The sequence below is a fragment of the Aliiroseovarius pelagivivens genome, from assembly GCF_900302485.1.
Taxonomy (GTDB): Bacteria; Pseudomonadota; Alphaproteobacteria; order Rhodobacterales; family Rhodobacteraceae; genus Aliiroseovarius; species Aliiroseovarius pelagivivens.
In genome coordinates this window covers 411821-427894 of sequence record NZ_OMOI01000001.1, presented here as the reverse complement: position 1 = coordinate 427894, position 16074 = coordinate 411821, and the positions used below count along the sequence as shown (strand labels likewise).

Here is a 16074-nt window from a genome sequence, read left to right as displayed (position 1 = left end):
CCTCATAGTCCCTTTCCTTTCCAAGTAAGCCACAATCGGGTCGGATGGAAGGGGGGCTTCAAGCCTTACTGACTACAGCGCAGCAAGCCCGCCCAGAAGGATCAGCGCCTGCCCGGCGATATAGAAGCCCCAGATCGCGTAGCCCGCTTTCAGCCGGTGGTGATAGGTGTCGGACATCCTGAAAAGGCTGATCGCAAGAATGACGTCAGACACGATGAATAAACCCGCGCCCATGACCGTCAGACCAAAGGGCAGTGCCAGCGCGGTCAGCCCCATCACGCCGATGATGATGACGTAGATCCGGACCGGCCATTGCAGGTGCCCCGTATGGGTCGCCAACCACAGCTCGGTCGAGACCATCAGCCCGACCAGAACAAGCGCGGGAATGGGTACGGTTGAGAACGCATCGTAGATCGGGGCACCTGAGAGCCCAAGAAAGTGCAGGATGAACAGCAGGTGCGCCAAGGCAAAGGCAGACAGGCCGTACAGGAACGGGCCGTCCCCATCGCGCGACAGCCCGAAATCCCCAAGCGCGGACAGGAACAATCCGGCCACCAGAAAGGCTGACCCTCCGCCCCAGTAGGCCGCAAGTGAAAAGGCCAGAAGCGGGATGGTCTTGATGATCGAGCGCGGCCACGTGGGCGCGCGCGAAGTCAGCGGGAAATAGGCCAGCGAGATCAGAAGGCCAAGGATGAGGGGCAGTTGAGCCATGTCTTTGCGTAATCCAAGTGGGTTAACAACGCATTGACCACCGTCAACACGCACCCAGCCAACCCGCGCATGACGCGCGGGTCAAGCATGACGTTACCGTACTTGGAAGATCAGACCTCGTCCGGGAAGTGCTTCATGGTCAGACGGATCGGGTTCGGCGCAGCCTGCCCCAGACCACAGATCGACGCGTCGACCATTGTCTGGCTCAGCTCTTCCAGAAGATCCTGATCCCACTTGTCCGCTTGCATCAGCTTCACAGCTTTCTCGCAACCGACGCGGCATGGGGTACACTGACCGCAGCTTTCATCCTCGAAGAAGCGCAGCATGTTTAAAGCGGCTTCCTTGGCGCTGTCTTTGTCGGACAGAACCACGACGGCAGCAGAGCCGATGAAGGTGCCATGCGGCTGCAGCGTGTCGAAGTCCAGCGGGATGTCGGCCATCGACGCGGGCAACAGACCCGAGGACGGGCCACCCGGCTGATAGGCTTTGAAGTTGTGGCCATCGAGCATACCACCAGCAGCCTCGATGATATCAGTGATGGTCGATCCGGCAGGCAGCAGATGCACGCCCGGATTGGCGACACGGCCCGACACCGAATAAGAGCGCAGACCTTTGCGGCCGTTCTTCTCGACCGAGGTCAGGATCTCGGGGCCTTCGCGCATGATCCGCGCAACCCAATGCAGGGTCTCGACGTTGTGGACCAAGGTCGGGCGATTGAAGATGCCGACCTGCGCCACGAACGGCGGGCGGTGGCGCGGTTCGCCGCGTTTGCCTTCAATCGATTCGATCATCGCGCTTTCTTCGCCGCAGATATAGGCACCTGCACCACGGCGCAGATCGATATAACCGGGGGTGACGATGCCCGCGTCTTCAAGTGCAGTAATCTCGCGGCGCAGGATGTCCAGCACAGCGGGGTATTCGTCGCGCATATAGATAAAACAGGTCTCGGCCTCGACCGCCCAAGCGGCGATCAGCATGCCTTCCAGCATCAGATGCGGTGTGCGTTCCAGATAGTAGCGGTCCTTGAAGGTGCCCGGTTCGCCCTCGTCGCCGTTGACGGCCAGATAGCGCGTGCCTTCATTGGCGCGCACGAAGCCCCATTTGGTGCCCGACGGGAAGCCCGCGCCGCCAAGACCGCGCAGACCGGCGTTCAGAACGGTTTCCTGCACGTCTTTCCAATCACCACCGTCGCGCAACTCGGCCAGTTTGGCGTAACCGCCTTCAGCCTGATAGGCGGCCAGATCTTGATAGTCGGGGATGTGGGCATGGGTGTCATCGGCTTGGATCGCAGCCAAGGTCTTGTCAAACGTGGCGTGATCGACGTGGTTGTGGCCCAGCTCCAGCACCGGCGCAGTATCGCAACGGCCCATGCACGGCGCGCGCACGACGCGCACTTCCGAGGCATCCAACCCATCCTCAAGCGCCTTTTGCAGCGCTTCGGCCCCGGCCAGTTCGCAGGACAGGGAATCACAGACTCGGATGGTCAACGCAGGCGGAGGCGTCTCGCCTTCTTTCACCACATCAAAGTGGGCGTAGAAGCTGGCGACCTCGTAAATCTCGGCCTGGCCGGTGCCCATTTCCTGCGCCAACGCGCGGATGTGGTCGGCAGACAAATGGCCGTATTCGTCCTGAATCAAGTGCAAAAACTCGATCAGCAGATCGCGGCGACGTGGCCGGTCACCCAGAAGAGCCTGCACACGCTCGAGCGCATCCATATTCAGCTGACGGCCCTTGGGCGTACGACGCCCCTTGCCTTTGCCCGATTTCCAGATGCCTTTTTTATCGTCCAGCGCCATGATGATCCCCTTGAAGCACTCGCGTATCATAACGACCGCCCAGTACCCCGCGCCATTCAAAAGCGACATGAGCATGACGGATTGCGTAGAAGCGCGCTTTCCAGTTTACATACAGGAACGGCAATTCATCGTCCGAGGTTTATGGTGTCACACCCTTTACGGTTCTTCGTCATCGCGGCGGGCATCCCGGCGATTTTGATCGCTGCCGCAAGCCTTTTGGGCGGAGTTTTCTGCGTCCTACTGGTGCTTTATATGACCGCCGTCGCCTTTGGCTTGGATCAGGCAATCTCGCGCATCACCCCGACACTGGATGAAGATAGCATCGCGAAAGATGCAGACATTCTGTCCATCGCGATAGCCGTGTCGCATTTCGTGGCGCTTGCCTTGGTCATCCTCGCCTTCTCAGGAAAAACCGGCTTGACGGGGTGGGAGCGTCTTGGGCTGTTGTGGGGGGCGGGCCTGTATTTCGGTCAGGTCTCAAACTCGAATGCGCATGAACTCATTCACCGCCGCCACCGCGGGCTAAGGCGGTTGGGTGTGTGGGTCTATATCTCGCTTCTGTTCGGGCATCACAGCTCGGCCCACCCGAAGGTTCATCACCGTTTTGTCGCCACACCCGACGATCCCAATACCGCGCAGGAAGGTGAAAGCTTCTACGCTTTCGCGCCGCGTGCGTGGAAGGGATCTTTTTGGGCAGGCTATGAAATGGAGCAACACGACTTGGAGCGCGCCGGGCGCAGCAATCTGCGCAACCCATATATTATCTATGTGCTGGGTGGCGTGCTGATGATCAGCCTCGCTGTGGTGATCGGCGGATTCGGCGGACTTGTCGGTTATGTTCTCATCTGTGCCTATGCCCAAATGCAGCTGCTCTTGTCGGACTATGTGCAGCACTACGGATTGATGCGAGAGACCCGCGAAGATGGGCGCCTTGAACCGGTCGGCCCACAACACAGCTGGAATGCCCCGCATTGGTTCACCGCACATATGATGCTGAACGCCCCGCGCCATTCAGATCACCACGCCCATCCGATGCGACCCTATCCGGCCCTGCGCCTACCCTCGTCTCAAGAGGCACCAATGATGCCATATTCGCTGCCGGTCATGGCGACGCTTGCCTTGTCTCCGACGTTGTGGAACCGGGTCATGGGACGCTCGCTGAAGGGATGGCGCGAACAGGCTTCGAACGCGCAGCCCGAGTAATCCGCTAGTTACTGCGTAAATTCCCGCCAAGGGGGAGCCTGCAAAAGCATTCCCCCTTGTTTATCACGTGGTCAGGCTTATTCTTCTTACTGATACAAAACTCATGGAACGTGTTGTTCTAAAAGGCCGCACGGCGTGCAATCGCGCCTCGGCTTTCTTGGCAATTGCAACGCCGTTTCTGGAAGGGATCTGAACGTGTCGGAAAATGGATTGCAGAAAACTGCGTTCTTCATGCTGCTCGCGCTGATCCTCTATGTCTCGATCATGGGGGGCGCGTAATGGCACAGCGATTTGGTGGCGAATTCAGCCCCGGCGGGCAGCCCAAGAATGCGCCGCCCACCCGCCGTCCTTTCGATGGCCAGGAACCGGCCCGCAGCGCTGGGCGCGTGAACTTTCTGTTCCTTGCCCCCCTGCCCCTTGCGATCCGTGCATTTTTTCAACCGCCAACCGAAATGGCGCTGACCCTTGTGGCATTCGGGCTTCTAATCGGATCGGCGTGGCTGACCCGCGACGGCGTGATGGCCCATCAGGCCTATGACGCGCGCAAGATTGCACGCCGCCCCGCCATTCCGCGCAAGCTCTTTGGGTCCGCGCTGATGGGGGCGGGACTGGCGCTGGTGGGATTTGCCGGAGGCTCGGTTCTGAACGCTGTGATCTTTGGCGCGCTTGGTGTCGGCTTGCACTTGGCAGCATTTGGCCCCGACCCCCTGCGCAACAAAAGCGCAGAAGGCGTAGACGAATTTCAAACCGACCGCGTGGCCCGCGCTGTGGGCGAGGCCGAGAAGCATCTGAACACCATGCGCGAGACCATCGCGCGCATTCGTGACCGCCGCGTCGAGGCACGTTTGGATCAGTTCATCGCAACCGCACGCGACATGTTTCGAACCGTCGAAGACGACCCCCGCGATCTGACGTCTGCCCGGAAATATCTGGGCGTCTATCTACTGGGTGCGCGTGACGCGACGGCCAAGTTTGTCGACATTCACCTGCGCGATCCGCATGGCGGCGCATTGGCAGACTACGAAGCCCTGCTGGACGATTTGGAAGCAAATTTCACGGCAAAAACCAAACAATTCCTGAAAGATGATCGCAGTGATCTTGATGTGGAAATCGAGGTTCTACGCGAACGATTGGCACGCGAAGGTGTGCGTTCTGAAGATTAAGTGACGAGGATAATGTGATGACCCAGACAACCCGCGAACAGGCGCAAGCCGCTCTGAAAGAGATTGAAGAAGCCACCGCCGTGATCCTGCCCGAGCCATCGACCGCTCTGGTGCCTTTGGCCGAGGCGGACAAGCCCACCAGCGCCGAAATTCAAAAGCGCATGGACGAGATCGACATGGCGAACAGCCAATCGATCATCGAATTTGGCTCTTCTGCACAGTCCGAACTTCAAGTCATCAGCCAAGACATGCTGCAAGGCGTGCGCAACAAAGATGTTGGCCCGGCGGGCGACAGCCTGCGCAACATCGTGACAACAATCCGCGGCTTCTCGATCAGCGAGTTGGATATGCGCCGCAAGCGCAGCTGGTGGGAGAAGCTTTTGGGCCGCTTGGCCCCTGCCGCCAAATTCATGGCGCGCTACGAGGACGTTCAGGGCCAGATCGACAAGATCACCGACAACCTTCTGAACCACGAACATGTGCTGCTGAAAGACATCAAGTCGCTCGACAAGCTCTATGAGAAGACACTCGATTTCTATGATGAACTGGCGCTGTACATTGCCGCCGGTGAAGCCAAGTTGGCCGAATTGGATGACACTGTGATCCCCGCCAAAGTGGCCGAAGTCGACGCCGCCCCCGAAGATCAAGGCGTGATCAAAGCGCAAGAGCTTCGTGACCTGCGCGCCGCGCGTGACGATCTGGAACGCCGCGTGCATGACCTGAAACTGACCCGTCAGGTGACGATGCAGTCGCTGCCCTCGATCCGGTTGGTCCAGGAAAACGACAAGTCGCTGGTGACCAAGATCAACTCGACCTTGGTGAACACCGTGCCGCTGTGGGAAACCCAGTTGGCACAGGCCGTGACCATCCAGCGTTCGGCCGAAGCGGCGGTTGCCGTGAAGGACGCCACCGACCTGACCAACGAGCTGCTGACCGCCAACGCCGAAAACCTGCAAGAGGCCAACCGCATGGTCCGTCAGGAAATGGAGCGCGGCGTCTTCGACATCGAAGCGGTGAAATCTGCCAACGCCACCCTGATCGCAACGATCGAGGAAAGCCTTGCCATTGCCGACGAAGGCAAAGCCAAACGCGCCGAAGCCGAAGAAGAGCTGGTCAAGATGGAGGCCGAGCTGAAGGAAACTCTGGCATCCGCCAAGGCACGTGGCACAGCGTCAGGTCACAATCTGGCCGAAAGCGTGTCTGACAGCTAAGAAGGGCGAAACCCCGAAAGGCAGATTGGTGAGCAGAACCGCAATTCACAAGATCACACGGGCCGTCATTGCGATGACGGCCCTGACTGCTGTGATGGGCTGTACCTTGCAGCAGACGACGCGGGGCAAAGCGCCACCCCCTCAGCCGGTAGCATCTTTGCCGCAACTGACGGTCGGCCATGCGAAAGACAGCAGTGCCTATCTTCGGAATTACTATTCCAAGATTCAGGCAAGCCGTCTGGTGCATGACCAGCTGCGCGGTGATGGGGGTGGTCCAGACACGCCTTTCACCAACGCCATGCTGGTACGAAACTTCGAGCGCATCGCCTTCAACAACGAATACAGCAAGGTGGGTGATCGCCGGATCACACTGGAACGCCCGGTCAAGCTGACGCGCTGGACCCGGCCCGTGCGCTTTGGGCTGAACTTCGGGGCCAATGTGCCAGAGGATCAGCGCGAGACCGACCGACAGGTCTTCGCGCCCTATGTGGCTCGACTGGCCCGCTTGACCGGTCATCCGATCAGCGCCGCCTCTGGGGCCGTTCCGCTTGGCGTGAATTTCACCGTCCTCATCCTGACTGAAGACGAACGCCGTGTCAGTGCGCCCGAGTTGCGCCGTGCAGTGCCTGGCATCAGTGACGCCGATCTCTACCAGATCGCCAATCTGAACCGCGATACACAATGCGTTGTCTTTGCCGGCGACCGCGACGACGACAATCGTATCGAGCGTGCCGTCGCCGTGATCCGCGCCGAGTTGCCGGACCTGATGCGCGCCGCCTGTATCCACGAGGAATTGGCGCAGGGCCTTGGCCTGCCCAATGACAGCCCCGAGGCCCGCCCCTCGATCTTCAACGATTCCGACGAGTTCGGGCTTCTGACAAGCCATGACGAGCTTTTGTTGCGGATGCTCTATGACAAGCGCCTGCAACCCGGCATGACCGCCGACGAGGCGCGCCCGATCTTCACAAAAATTGCAGCCGAACTGATGGGCGGCTCTGTTTGACCCGTTTGCCCCCTAGGAGGATTTGACCATGGGTATTCTTGATTTTCTGACCGGTGAATTCATCGACGTCATTCATTGGGTGGATGACAGCCGCGACACGATGGTCTGGCGTTTTGAACGCGAGGATCACGAGATTAAATATGGGGCCAAGCTGACCGTGCGCGAAGGTCAGGCGGCCGTGTTCGTGCATGAAGGCCAGCTGGCAGATGTCTTCACGCCCGGCCTCTATATGCTTGAAACCAACAACATGCCGATTCTGACGACCATCAATCACTGGGATCACGGCTTCAAATCGCCTTTCAAGTCCGAGATCTATTACGTCAACACAACACGCTTCAACGATCTGAAATGGGGCACCAAGAACCCGATCATGCTGCGCGATCCGGAATTCGGCCCAACCCGCATCCGCGCCTTTGGCACCTATTCGGTGCGCGTGACGGATCCGGCAAAGTTCCTTGTGGAAATCGTCGGCACCGATGGCGAGTTCACGATGGACGAGATCAGCTTCCAGATCCGCAACATCATCGTGCAGGCGTTCAGCCGCGTGATTGCAGGGGCTGGCATTCCGGTTCTGGACATGGCCGCCAATACTGCTGATCTGGGCAAGATCGTCGCCGCCGAGATCACTGGCATTGTCGCCGATTATGGCCTATCGATCCCCGAGTTCTACATCGAAAACATCTCGCTTCCGCCGGCGGTTGAACAGGTGTTGGACAAGCGTACCTCGATGGGAATTGCGGGCAATCTGGACAACTACATGAAGTTCAACGCCGCCGAGGCGATGGGATCAGAGAACTCGGCCATGGCGTCATCGATGGGTGCAGGCATGGGCGCCGCGATGGGCATGGGCATGGCTGGACAGATGCAGTCCGGACCATGGGGCGCTGCCCCTGCCGCACCCGCTGCTCGCGCGCAAACGCCGCCTCCGCCCCCGCCGGTGGAACACGTCTGGCATGTGGCCGAAAACGGCGAAACCAAAGGCCCGTTCTCTAAGGCCGCAATCGGCCGCATGGCCGCTGCTGGAAGCCTGACCCGTGACAGCCACGTTTGGACGCCCGGACAGGACGGTTGGAAACGTGCCGAGGACGTGGCCGAACTGGCCCAGCTTTTCACCATCCTGCCACCGCCCCCTCCGGGTGCCTGAACTGGTCGATGAATTGAACGGGCGGCCTAGCCGGGTCGCCCTTCTCCACGCATATCTCTGACAAGGTTTCCCCCGGATGGCCTTTCCGCGCGAAGACACTCAAACGCCCATCGAAGAACATCGCTTTCCCTGTGACCAATGCGGCGCGGATCTGCGGTTCGATCCCGAGCACAATCAGCTGACCTGTGACCATTGCGGTTTCAAGGTTCCGATCGAGGATCGCCAACCTGCCCAGCCCGTCATTCGCGAACTGGACCTGAAGCGCGCTCTGTCTGCCGATCTGCCGGATCACGAGATGGAAGAAACGCGGGTGGTGAGCTGCCCCAACTGCGCCGCCCAATTCGAGTTTGACACGCACACGCACGCAGCCGAGTGCCCCTTCTGCGCAACGCCTGTCGTCACGGATACCGGCACGCACCGTCATATCAAGCCCAAAGGGCTGGCCCCGTTCGAGATCGAGGAACGCGAGGCCCGCAAAGCCATGACCGACTGGCTGGGGCGCCTATGGTTCGCGCCGAACGGATTGCAGGATTACGCGCGCAAAGGGCGCAAATTGACGGGCATCTATGTACCCTATTGGACTTTTGATGCGGACACCAAAACGCAGTATTCGGGCCAGCGCGGGATCGTGCATGAACGCACCCGCACCGTCACGGTGAACGGCCAGCGCGAACAGCGCACCACGCAACATGTCCGATGGACGTCTGTGTCCGGTCGGGTGACCCGATTCTTCGACGATGTATTGGTGTTGGCCTCGAAGGGTCTTCCCAAAAAATACACTGACGCGCTGGAGCCGTGGGACTTGTCGCGGTTGGAACCCTACCGACCCGAGTTTCTGGCGGGCTTTCGCGCCGAAGGCTATACGATCGAATTGGACGAAGGCTTTACCGAGGCGCGCGACTATATGAACCGCGTGATCCTGCGCGATGTGAAGTTCGACATTGGCGGTGACCGTCAACGTGTCAGCGCGATGGATACCGACATGTCCGATCTGACCTTCAAACACATCCTGCTGCCCGTCTGGCTGGCCGCGTACAAGTATCGCGGCAAGACCTATCGGTTCGTGGTGAACGGACAAAACGGACGCGTGCAGGGCGAGCGCCCGTATTCAGTCTGGAAAATTACATTCGCGGTGATTTTAGGACTGATCGCGGCAGGCGTGATCGGCTATCTGTCGGCCCAAAGCCAATAGAAGGTACTCATGAACCCCGATCAGTTTGACGCGCTTCTCAGCGCCCGCCATTCCTGCCGCGCCTTCCGCCCCGATCCGATCCCCGATCCGGTGATCGAACAGATCCTGCGGTCAGCACAAAAGGTGCCAAGCTGGTGCAATGCTCAGCCCTGGCAGGTTGAGGTCACAACCGCGCCGGAAACCGACCGGCTGCGCGACGCCTTCTATGCCCACGCGATGCAGTCAGCGCAGTCCCCAGATGTGGATTGGCCCAGCGCCTATACGGGTCCGCATCAACACCGCCGCAAGACCTGTGGGTTACAGCTTTACAAAAGCGTTGGCGTGACGCCGGGGGATCGCGCAGCATCCGGTCAGCAGATGCTGGAAAACTTCCGCTTCTTCGGTGCACCGCATATCGCGTTGATCACTGCCCCAGCCGAACTTGGCCCCTATGCCTATTTGGATTGCGGGGGCTTTGTGACCGGTTTCTGTCTAGCCGCCACCGCTCAAGACGTGGCGACAATCCCGCAAGCTGCCGTGGCCGCCTTCGCGCCTTTTCTGCGCGACTGGTTTGACCTGCCCAAGGATCGCGTGATCCTGTGCGGCATTGCTTTCGGGCGCAGCGATGAAGCCCATCCCGCCAACAACTTCCGCACCGATCGCGCGGATCTGGACGAATGGGTGCATTGGCACGGAAAGGAAACCACATGAGAGCATTGATCCAGCGCGTCAGCGAAGCCGCCGTCCGTGTGGATGGCGATACCGTTGGTGAAATCGGCCCCGGCCTTCTGGTTCTGGTCTGCGCGATGGAGGGCGACGCCGAAGCGAACGCCGACACTCTGGCGGCCAAGATCTCGAAACTGCGGATCTTCAAAGATGACGCTGACAAGATGAACCGGTCCGTGCTGGACACGGGCGGAGCAGTTCTGGTGGTCAGCCAGTTCACGCTGGCCGCAGATACCTCGCGCGGGAACCGTCCGGGGTTTTCAACAGCAGCCCGCCCTGAGGAAGGTGAACGGCTGTACGAATACTTCGCAGACCAGTTGCGTGGTCACGGGATCGAGGTCGCACAGGGCCGCTTTGGTGCCGACATGAAAGTGTCGTTGCTGAACGACGGGCCGGTCACGATCTGGATGGAATTCTAGGGAAGCCGTAGCTTAATAGCCCGCCTTCTTATCGACCAGATGCAAGAAGGGTTCCTTCGATTCACCGCGCCGAATATTTTCAGCGATCACCTTGGCGGCCGTGTCAGGACGGGTGTCCGAGGCGATATGCGGCGTGACGGTGACGTTCGGGTGCGCCCAGTAAGGATCGTCATCCGGTAAGGGCTCGACGCGGAACACATCCAGTGTCGCGTGGCCAACGTGGCCGCGATCCAACGCCTCCAGCAGCGCCACATCGTCAATCAGCGGACCACGGCCCGGATTGATGATCACTGCCCCCTCGGGCAGCATCGCGATCCGTTCAGCGTTCAGAACGTTCTCGGTCGCTTTGGTGGCAGGCAACAGCAGGACCAAAATGTCCGAGCAGCGCAACACCTGCTCTAGCCCATCATCGCCATGAAGACAGGTCACACCATCGATGGACTTGGCACCGCGGCTCCAACCGGACACCGGGAAGTTCAGATTGGTAAGGGCTTTGGCCGCAACGCGCCCCAGCTCTCCCAGCCCCAAAATGCCGACACGGCGATCACGAGCCAAAGGCGGGGCCAGACGACCCCAAGCGGGATCCGTGTTGTGAATGTCCAGATCCATTTCCAGATGGTGGCGCAGTACATGGCCCACCACCCATTCGGTCATGCCTTCGCTCAGCCCCTGATCCACCATGCGCGCATAGGGTTGGGTCAGCGTCGGGTTATAGACGATCCGTTCCACCCCGGCCCAGAGACCCAGCACCGCCTTGGCACGGGTGAAGGGCGTGAAGTCCTGAAGCGCGCTGTTTGGATCATAGATGATATAGTCGACCTGATCGGCGGGCAGATCGCAAGACAAGGTGGCCTCGATCTCGATTTCCTCAATCGCTTTCGAGATTTCGTGCTGATAGACATCCCAGCGCTTGGGATTGCCTGCATACAAGATATTGATGCTCATCACTTTTGTCTCGCTCTGTGCACATGTGCGCTTTGGACCAAACCGAACCCGACCAGTAGAACCAGCATGGCAGACCCGCCATAGCTGACCATCGGCAGCGGCACCCCGACCACCGGGGCAAGGCCCATCACCATGGACATGTTCACCGCAAAGAACAAGAAAAACGTGACCGAAATTCCAAGGATCAGAAGCGAGCTGAAGCGGTCCTTATTCTGGAAGGCCGAAACGGCGCAGAAGGCAAGGATCAGCACATAAAGCGTCAGAAGCGAGACCCCGCCCAGAAAGCCAAATTCCTCGGCCAAAGTGGTGAAAATGAAGTCGGTGTGTTTTTCCGGCAGGAAGTTCAGGCGCGATTGCGTGCCTTGCATGAAGCCCCGGCCGGTCCAGCCGCCTGATCCCAGTGCGATCTTTGACTGGGTGATGTGATACCCAGCCCCCAGAGGATCCGAGGACGGGTCGAGGAAGGTATCGATCCGGCGGTACTGATAGTCCTTCAATAGCTGCCATTCCGTTCCGCGTGACATGAAGACAGACGTTACCAGACCGATGCCCGAGGCGATGACCGCCCCGAAATACCACAGGCTGACGCCCGCCAGAAACATGATCACCCCGCCCCCCGTGACCAGCAGGATCGAGGTTCCAAGATCCGGCTGACGCAGCACCAGAAAGGTCGGCAATAGGATCAAGATCACTGGAATAAGGACCCAAAGCGGGCGCGAAACCTTCTTGATATCAAGCCAGTCATAATAGGCCGCCAACATCATCACCAAGGTGATCTTCATCAACTCTGACGGTTGCAGACGCATAAAACCAAGGTCGATCCAGCGCTGCGCGCCCATGCCGACCGAGCCGATCACCTCGACCAGGACCAGCAGGACCAGCGAGAGCAGATACCCCACCCCTGCCATATTCCGCCAGAACCAGATCGGCACCATGGCGATGACAAACATCAGCCCCATACCCAGCGCGAACCTTTTCATCTGCGCCATGGCCCATGGGTCCATCCTGCCCCCCGCGACGGAAAACAGCATCAGGAATCCGACGCTGGCCACAGCAACAAGCAAGAGCACAAGGGACCAGTTCAGGTAAAACACCTTGCGAAATCCGGATGGTATGAATTTGACGTTGTATTCAAGATAGCTCATGCGCGGCCCTCGGCGGCCTTTACGCGCTCGGCATGCGGCATCTCCAACATCTCTTCGATGTCGCGTTGGCGGGATCGGATCGTGCCACGTTGATTGGACGGATAGGCCTCGAGCGGAGGCTGACCCTTATAAGCCGCCTGCAGCATCACGTCGCGCGCGATGGGGGCCGCAGCTGTGGAACCGCCACCTCCGTGTTCTACCACGACCGCCACCGCATAGCGCGGGTTGTCATGGGGCGCATAGCCGACAAACAGCGCATGGTCGCGCCGTTCCCAAGGCAGGTCTTCGTTGCGGCTGACCCCGCGCGCGCGTTCGGCGGCGGTGATGTTGCGGACCTGACTGGTGCCGGTCTTACCCGCCATTCGCAGGTCGTCGCCGACGACCTTCGACCGCCCCGCAGTGCCGCGCTTGGCATTTACGACCTCGTACATGCCCTGACGGATTGCAGCCAGGCTGCTTGAACTGATGTCCAAGGGGCCATCATTGCGCACCGGTGTCTCGACCCCGTTGACCGAGCGGACGAGCCGCGGATAGATCGCATGCCCAGTCGCCAAACGCGCGGTCATCACCGCCAGTTGCAAGGGCGAGGCCAGAACGAAGCCCTGACCAATGCCCGCGTTCAGACTGTCACCGATCACCCAATCAGCGCCCCGCGCCTCGCGTTTCCACGCCTTGGTGGGGATCAGGCCCTGCGCAATGGCGGACAGTGGCAAGTCATGACGCTCTCCCAAGCCCAGCTTGCGCGCCATCTCGGCGATCTTTTCGATCCCGACCCGTTGGGCGATCTCATAATAATAGATGTCGCAGCTTTCACGCAGGCTTTTCGTCAAGTCTACTGCACCATGTCCCACGCGTTTCCAGCAGTGGAACCTGCGCCTGTGCACCTCGACGTGACCGTTGCAGCGGATGGTTTCGTTCTCGTCGATCACGCCTTCTTCAAGCGCAGCCAAAGCCGTGACCATCTTGAAGGTCGATCCGGGTGGATAGGTGCCCTGAGCCGGCTTTGCGGCCAGCGGGCGGTATTTGTCGTTTAGAAGCGTGCTATAGTCCTTGCTGGAAATCCCGCGCACGAACTTGTTGGGGTCGAACGTCGGGGCTGACCCGATCGCCAGCACATCCCCAGTTACGGTGTCCATCACGACGGCCGCCGCGCTTTCGCCTGCAAGTCGCGCCTGTACATAGGCTTGCAGATCGGCATCCACCGACAGCTGAATGTTGTCACCAGCACGGCCTTCTTCTCGGCCCAGCTCGCGCATTTCACGACCTACGGCATTCACCTCGACCTCGCGCGTCCCAGCCGAGCCGCGCAAGTCCAGCTCCATCTTCGCTTCCACGCCGCTTTTCCCAATCTGGAAGCGTGGGATTTGCAGAAGGGGATCAGGGTCCTCGAGCTTGGACAGGTCATAGTCTGACACCGGCCCCACATATCCAATCACATGGGCAAAATCATTGGCGCGCGGATAACTGCGCGACAGGCCCACATCGGCGGTAATGCCGGGCAGCGCAGGCGCGTTTACCGCAACTTCAGCGACGTCTTCCCATGCGACACGATCGGCCACGGTAACGGGCACAAAGGGGCTGCGGCGACGCATCTCGTCCAAGGTGCGTTTCACATCCTCGTCGTCGATCCAGACGATCTTGCGCAGGCGTTCCAGCACGGCTTCGGGATCGTCTGCATCCTCGCGCACAATCACGATGCGATAGTTCTGTTCGTTCCCCGCGATCAACACGCCATTGCGGTCATAGATCAGCCCACGTGCGGGCGGAAGCAGCGAGAACTTTACCCGGTTTTCTTCGGCAAGATCGCGGTACTCGTCGGCTTGCTCGACCTGCATATAGCGCATTCGCCCCACCAGCATCGCTGCGAACGAGACTTGAAGCCCGCCAAGGAACAATCCTCGCCGGGTAATCTTGCGTGCGCTGGTCTCGGTATCTACGGGGGATCGCTTCATGCTGCCTGGCTCCGCACTGGATCGTCACCGGGTTGAAGTTTCTCAACGCCCAATACGAAGACCGAGACGAACACCACCGCCGGATAGACCGCAATTGTGCTTATGAACTGCAGCAGAGCGCGGCCGAACGGAATCTGTTCGACAAAGAAGACCATAAGAAGGATCCGCTCGGCCAAGAGCATCGCAAGCAAAACGGCGGTAACAACACCCCATTCGATCATGAAGGGTTGCTCACGCAACCCGGCCTCGCGGCGCCGTAGCACCTCAAGCCCGATCACAGCCATCAGGGCACCGATAGCAGGGATGTCATGATGCAGAAGGTCGGTTAGGAAGATCAGGATCGCGACCAAAAGAATGGGCACGTAATCCGGTCGGCGCAGCATCCATGCCATCACGATGGCCATGAAGAGGTCAGGGCCGGGAAAGCGTCCGGCATTCAGGTCCAGCGGCAGAAGTTTCACAAACAGAAGACCCGCCGAGGTCACGATCAACAGTCCCCAGAAGGCCCAGCGAAGAAGCGTGACGCGATCGGTCATTCGCTTGCGCCTCCCTCTACGACAGCAGTGCCCGTTTCGCTGGCCTCATCCGTGCCGGCTGGCACAGGCGGCACTGCAGGTGAGGACACGATCAGGCTGCCTTCGCCCTCGACCATTTCCCCCGGATGGCTGCGCAAAACACGTAGGAACTGAAGCCGTTCGTAGTCGGCCGCCAACCGGACCCGCAACCGCCGGTCGGTGCCCATTGCCACATGACCCACCAAAAGCCCGGCGGGGAACACGCCCCCATCGCCGGACGACACAACGCGGTCGCCGGGGCGGACCTTTTCTGGGCTCTCCAAAAACTCGATCGGTGGGACGGCAGAGTTGTCACCTACTAGAAGTGCATTCTGCCCCGAAGGTTGCACCATGATCGGAATACGGCTGTTGCTGTCGGTCAAAAGAATGACGCGGCTGGTACGTTTCCCCACACCCGCGATCCGCCCTGCAAGCCCAAGACCATCGGTCGCGGCCCAGCCATCGACCAAACCATCCCTTGTCCCAATGTTCAAAAGTACAGACTGGCGAAATGGCGACCCGCTGTCGGTCAGAACAACACCAGTCACATAGCTTAACTGCGCGTCCAACCGCACATTGTTCAGGTTCAGAAGCTGCGCGTTTTCTTGCTCTAACTGAAGTGCGGCTTCTTTCCACGCCTTCATCTGCTGAAGTTCGCGGCGCAGTTCCTGGTTTTGTTCGTAAATGCGTTGGTAGGATTGAAAGTCCTCGACCATGCCAACCAGTTTGGTCACCGGTACCAAGGCCCAGTCAAAACTGGGCACCACCGTGTCGATCAGGTTGGACCGGAAGCGTTCCACCCGAGGGCTGTCGATCCGCCAGACAAGAAAGACCAGAAACAGACACAGCATAAGCAAGCCGACAAAAAGCCTGCGCAGCGGACGGCTGTATTCTTCAGTCTGGTTCGGTTTGCGTGCCAATCTGGCCTCCG

General features: G+C 59.6%; 16 protein-coding genes. 9 read left to right on the top strand and 7 right to left on the bottom strand.

Translation table 11 applies throughout. The features are described 5' to 3' along the window. Positions 1 to 72: 72 nt before the first annotated feature. Positions 73 to 711 (bottom strand): lysoplasmalogenase family protein, encoded by a 639-nt coding sequence (locus ALP8811_RS02095; protein WP_108855540.1) that lies wholly within the window; start codon positions 709 to 711, stop codon positions 73 to 75. Between the two features lie 110 nt (positions 712 to 821). After that, positions 822 to 2507, bottom strand: a complete 1686-nt coding sequence (locus tag ALP8811_RS02090) for an NAD(P)H-dependent oxidoreductase subunit E (protein WP_181363751.1) — start codon at positions 2505 to 2507, stop codon at positions 822 to 824. Positions 2508 to 2651: 144 nt separating this feature from the next. Here ALP8811_RS02090 and ALP8811_RS02085 point away from each other — a divergent pair, with 144 nt between their 5' ends. From ALP8811_RS02085 to dtd, 9 genes are all read left to right on the top strand, one after another. After that, positions 2652 to 3710 carry an alkane 1-monooxygenase gene (locus ALP8811_RS02085; protein WP_370738867.1) on the top strand — a complete coding sequence of 353 codons (1059 nt, stop codon included), beginning with the start codon at positions 2652 to 2654 and terminating at the stop codon, positions 3708 to 3710. A gap of 135 nt (positions 3711 to 3845) precedes the next feature. Next, positions 3846 to 3989, top strand: coding sequence for a hypothetical protein (locus ALP8811_RS16290; protein ID WP_181363671.1), 144 nt, complete (start codon positions 3846 to 3848; stop codon positions 3987 to 3989). Further along, a complete protein-coding gene (locus tag ALP8811_RS02080) occupies positions 3989 to 4873 on the top strand; it encodes a 5-bromo-4-chloroindolyl phosphate hydrolysis family protein (RefSeq protein ID WP_108855538.1) in 885 nt (294 codons plus the stop codon). The genes ALP8811_RS16290 and ALP8811_RS02080 overlap by 1 nt, the downstream gene beginning before the upstream one ends. A 17-nt stretch (positions 4874 to 4890) precedes the next feature. Further along, positions 4891 to 6084: a toxic anion resistance protein gene (locus ALP8811_RS02075; protein WP_108855537.1), complete on the top strand. Its 1194-nt coding sequence runs from the start codon at positions 4891 to 4893 to the stop codon at positions 6082 to 6084. 28 nt (positions 6085 to 6112) lie between these two features. Further along, complete coding sequence (locus ALP8811_RS02070; RefSeq protein ID WP_108855536.1) at positions 6113 to 7087, top strand: DUF2927 domain-containing protein; 975 nt, start codon at positions 6113 to 6115, stop codon at positions 7085 to 7087. A 28-nt stretch (positions 7088 to 7115) separates the two neighbouring features. Further along, entirely contained in the window at positions 7116 to 8231 is a 1116-nt protein-coding gene (locus ALP8811_RS02065; RefSeq protein WP_108855535.1) for an SPFH domain-containing protein, read from the top strand. Positions 8232 to 8307: 76 nt separating this feature from the next. Next, positions 8308 to 9423, top strand: a complete 1116-nt coding sequence (locus tag ALP8811_RS02060) for a TFIIB-type zinc ribbon-containing protein (protein ID WP_108855534.1) — start codon at positions 8308 to 8310, stop codon at positions 9421 to 9423. A 9-nt stretch (positions 9424 to 9432) separates the two neighbouring features. Further along, the gene (locus ALP8811_RS02055; protein WP_108855533.1) at positions 9433 to 10113 is read left to right on the top strand and encodes a nitroreductase; all 681 of its coding nucleotides are present in this window, start codon (positions 9433 to 9435) and stop codon (positions 10111 to 10113) included. Further along, on the top strand, positions 10110 to 10547 hold the full coding sequence (gene dtd, locus ALP8811_RS02050; RefSeq protein ID WP_108855532.1) for a D-aminoacyl-tRNA deacylase: 438 nt from the start codon (positions 10110 to 10112) through the stop codon (positions 10545 to 10547). The genes ALP8811_RS02055 and dtd overlap by 4 nt, the downstream gene beginning before the upstream one ends. A 12-nt stretch (positions 10548 to 10559) precedes the next feature. Here dtd and ALP8811_RS02045 read toward each other — a convergent pair whose 3' ends face one another. The 5 genes from ALP8811_RS02045 to mreC are packed head-to-tail and all read right to left on the bottom strand — an operon-like array spanning position 10560 to position 16063. After that, a complete protein-coding gene (locus tag ALP8811_RS02045; RefSeq protein ID WP_108855531.1) occupies positions 10560 to 11492 on the bottom strand; it encodes a 2-hydroxyacid dehydrogenase in 933 nt (310 codons plus the stop codon). Continuing rightward, positions 11492 to 12637: a rod shape-determining protein RodA gene (gene rodA, locus ALP8811_RS02040; protein ID WP_108855530.1), complete on the bottom strand. Its 1146-nt coding sequence runs from the start codon at positions 12635 to 12637 to the stop codon at positions 11492 to 11494. The genes ALP8811_RS02045 and rodA overlap by 1 nt, the downstream gene beginning before the upstream one ends. Then, positions 12634 to 14589, bottom strand: coding sequence for a penicillin-binding protein 2 (mrdA, locus tag ALP8811_RS02035; RefSeq protein WP_108855529.1), 1956 nt, complete (start codon positions 14587 to 14589; stop codon positions 12634 to 12636). The genes rodA and mrdA overlap by 4 nt, the downstream gene beginning before the upstream one ends. Continuing rightward, complete coding sequence (locus ALP8811_RS02030) at positions 14586 to 15125, bottom strand: rod shape-determining protein MreD (RefSeq protein WP_108855528.1); 540 nt, start codon at positions 15123 to 15125, stop codon at positions 14586 to 14588. Before ALP8811_RS02030 ends, mrdA begins: the two co-directional genes overlap by 4 nt. Then, complete coding sequence (gene mreC / locus ALP8811_RS02025; RefSeq protein ID WP_108855527.1) at positions 15122 to 16063, bottom strand: rod shape-determining protein MreC; 942 nt, start codon at positions 16061 to 16063, stop codon at positions 15122 to 15124. Before mreC ends, ALP8811_RS02030 begins: the two co-directional genes overlap by 4 nt. Positions 16064 to 16074 lie beyond the last annotated feature (11 nt).

Excerpts from the sequence above, each read along its gene's own strand:
- ALP8811_RS02030 (WP_108855528.1), bottom strand. The coding sequence starts at position 15,125 with ATGACCGATCGCGTCACGCTTCTTCGCTGGGCCTTCTGGGGACTGTTG.
- ALP8811_RS02090 (WP_181363751.1), bottom strand. The coding sequence starts at position 2,507 with ATGGCGCTGGACGATAAAAAAGGCATCTGGAAATCGGGCAAAGGCAAG.
- mrdA (WP_108855529.1), bottom strand. The coding sequence starts at position 14,589 with ATGAAGCGATCCCCCGTAGATACCGAGACCAGCGCACGCAAGATTACC.
- dtd (WP_108855532.1), top strand. The coding sequence starts at position 10,110 with ATGAGAGCATTGATCCAGCGCGTCAGCGAAGCCGCCGTCCGTGTGGAT.
- ALP8811_RS02065 (WP_108855535.1), top strand. The coding sequence starts at position 7,116 with ATGGGTATTCTTGATTTTCTGACCGGTGAATTCATCGACGTCATTCAT.
- ALP8811_RS02045 (WP_108855531.1), bottom strand. The coding sequence starts at position 11,492 with ATGAGCATCAATATCTTGTATGCAGGCAATCCCAAGCGCTGGGATGTC.
- ALP8811_RS02075 (WP_108855537.1), top strand. The coding sequence starts at position 4,891 with ATGACCCAGACAACCCGCGAACAGGCGCAAGCCGCTCTGAAAGAGATT.
- ALP8811_RS02055 (WP_108855533.1), top strand. The coding sequence starts at position 9,433 with ATGAACCCCGATCAGTTTGACGCGCTTCTCAGCGCCCGCCATTCCTGC.
- ALP8811_RS02080 (WP_108855538.1), top strand. The coding sequence starts at position 3,989 with ATGGCACAGCGATTTGGTGGCGAATTCAGCCCCGGCGGGCAGCCCAAG.
- rodA (WP_108855530.1), bottom strand. The coding sequence starts at position 12,637 with ATGAGCTATCTTGAATACAACGTCAAATTCATACCATCCGGATTTCGC.
- ALP8811_RS02095 (WP_108855540.1), bottom strand. The coding sequence starts at position 711 with ATGGCTCAACTGCCCCTCATCCTTGGCCTTCTGATCTCGCTGGCCTAT.
- ALP8811_RS02060 (WP_108855534.1), top strand. The coding sequence starts at position 8,308 with ATGGCCTTTCCGCGCGAAGACACTCAAACGCCCATCGAAGAACATCGC.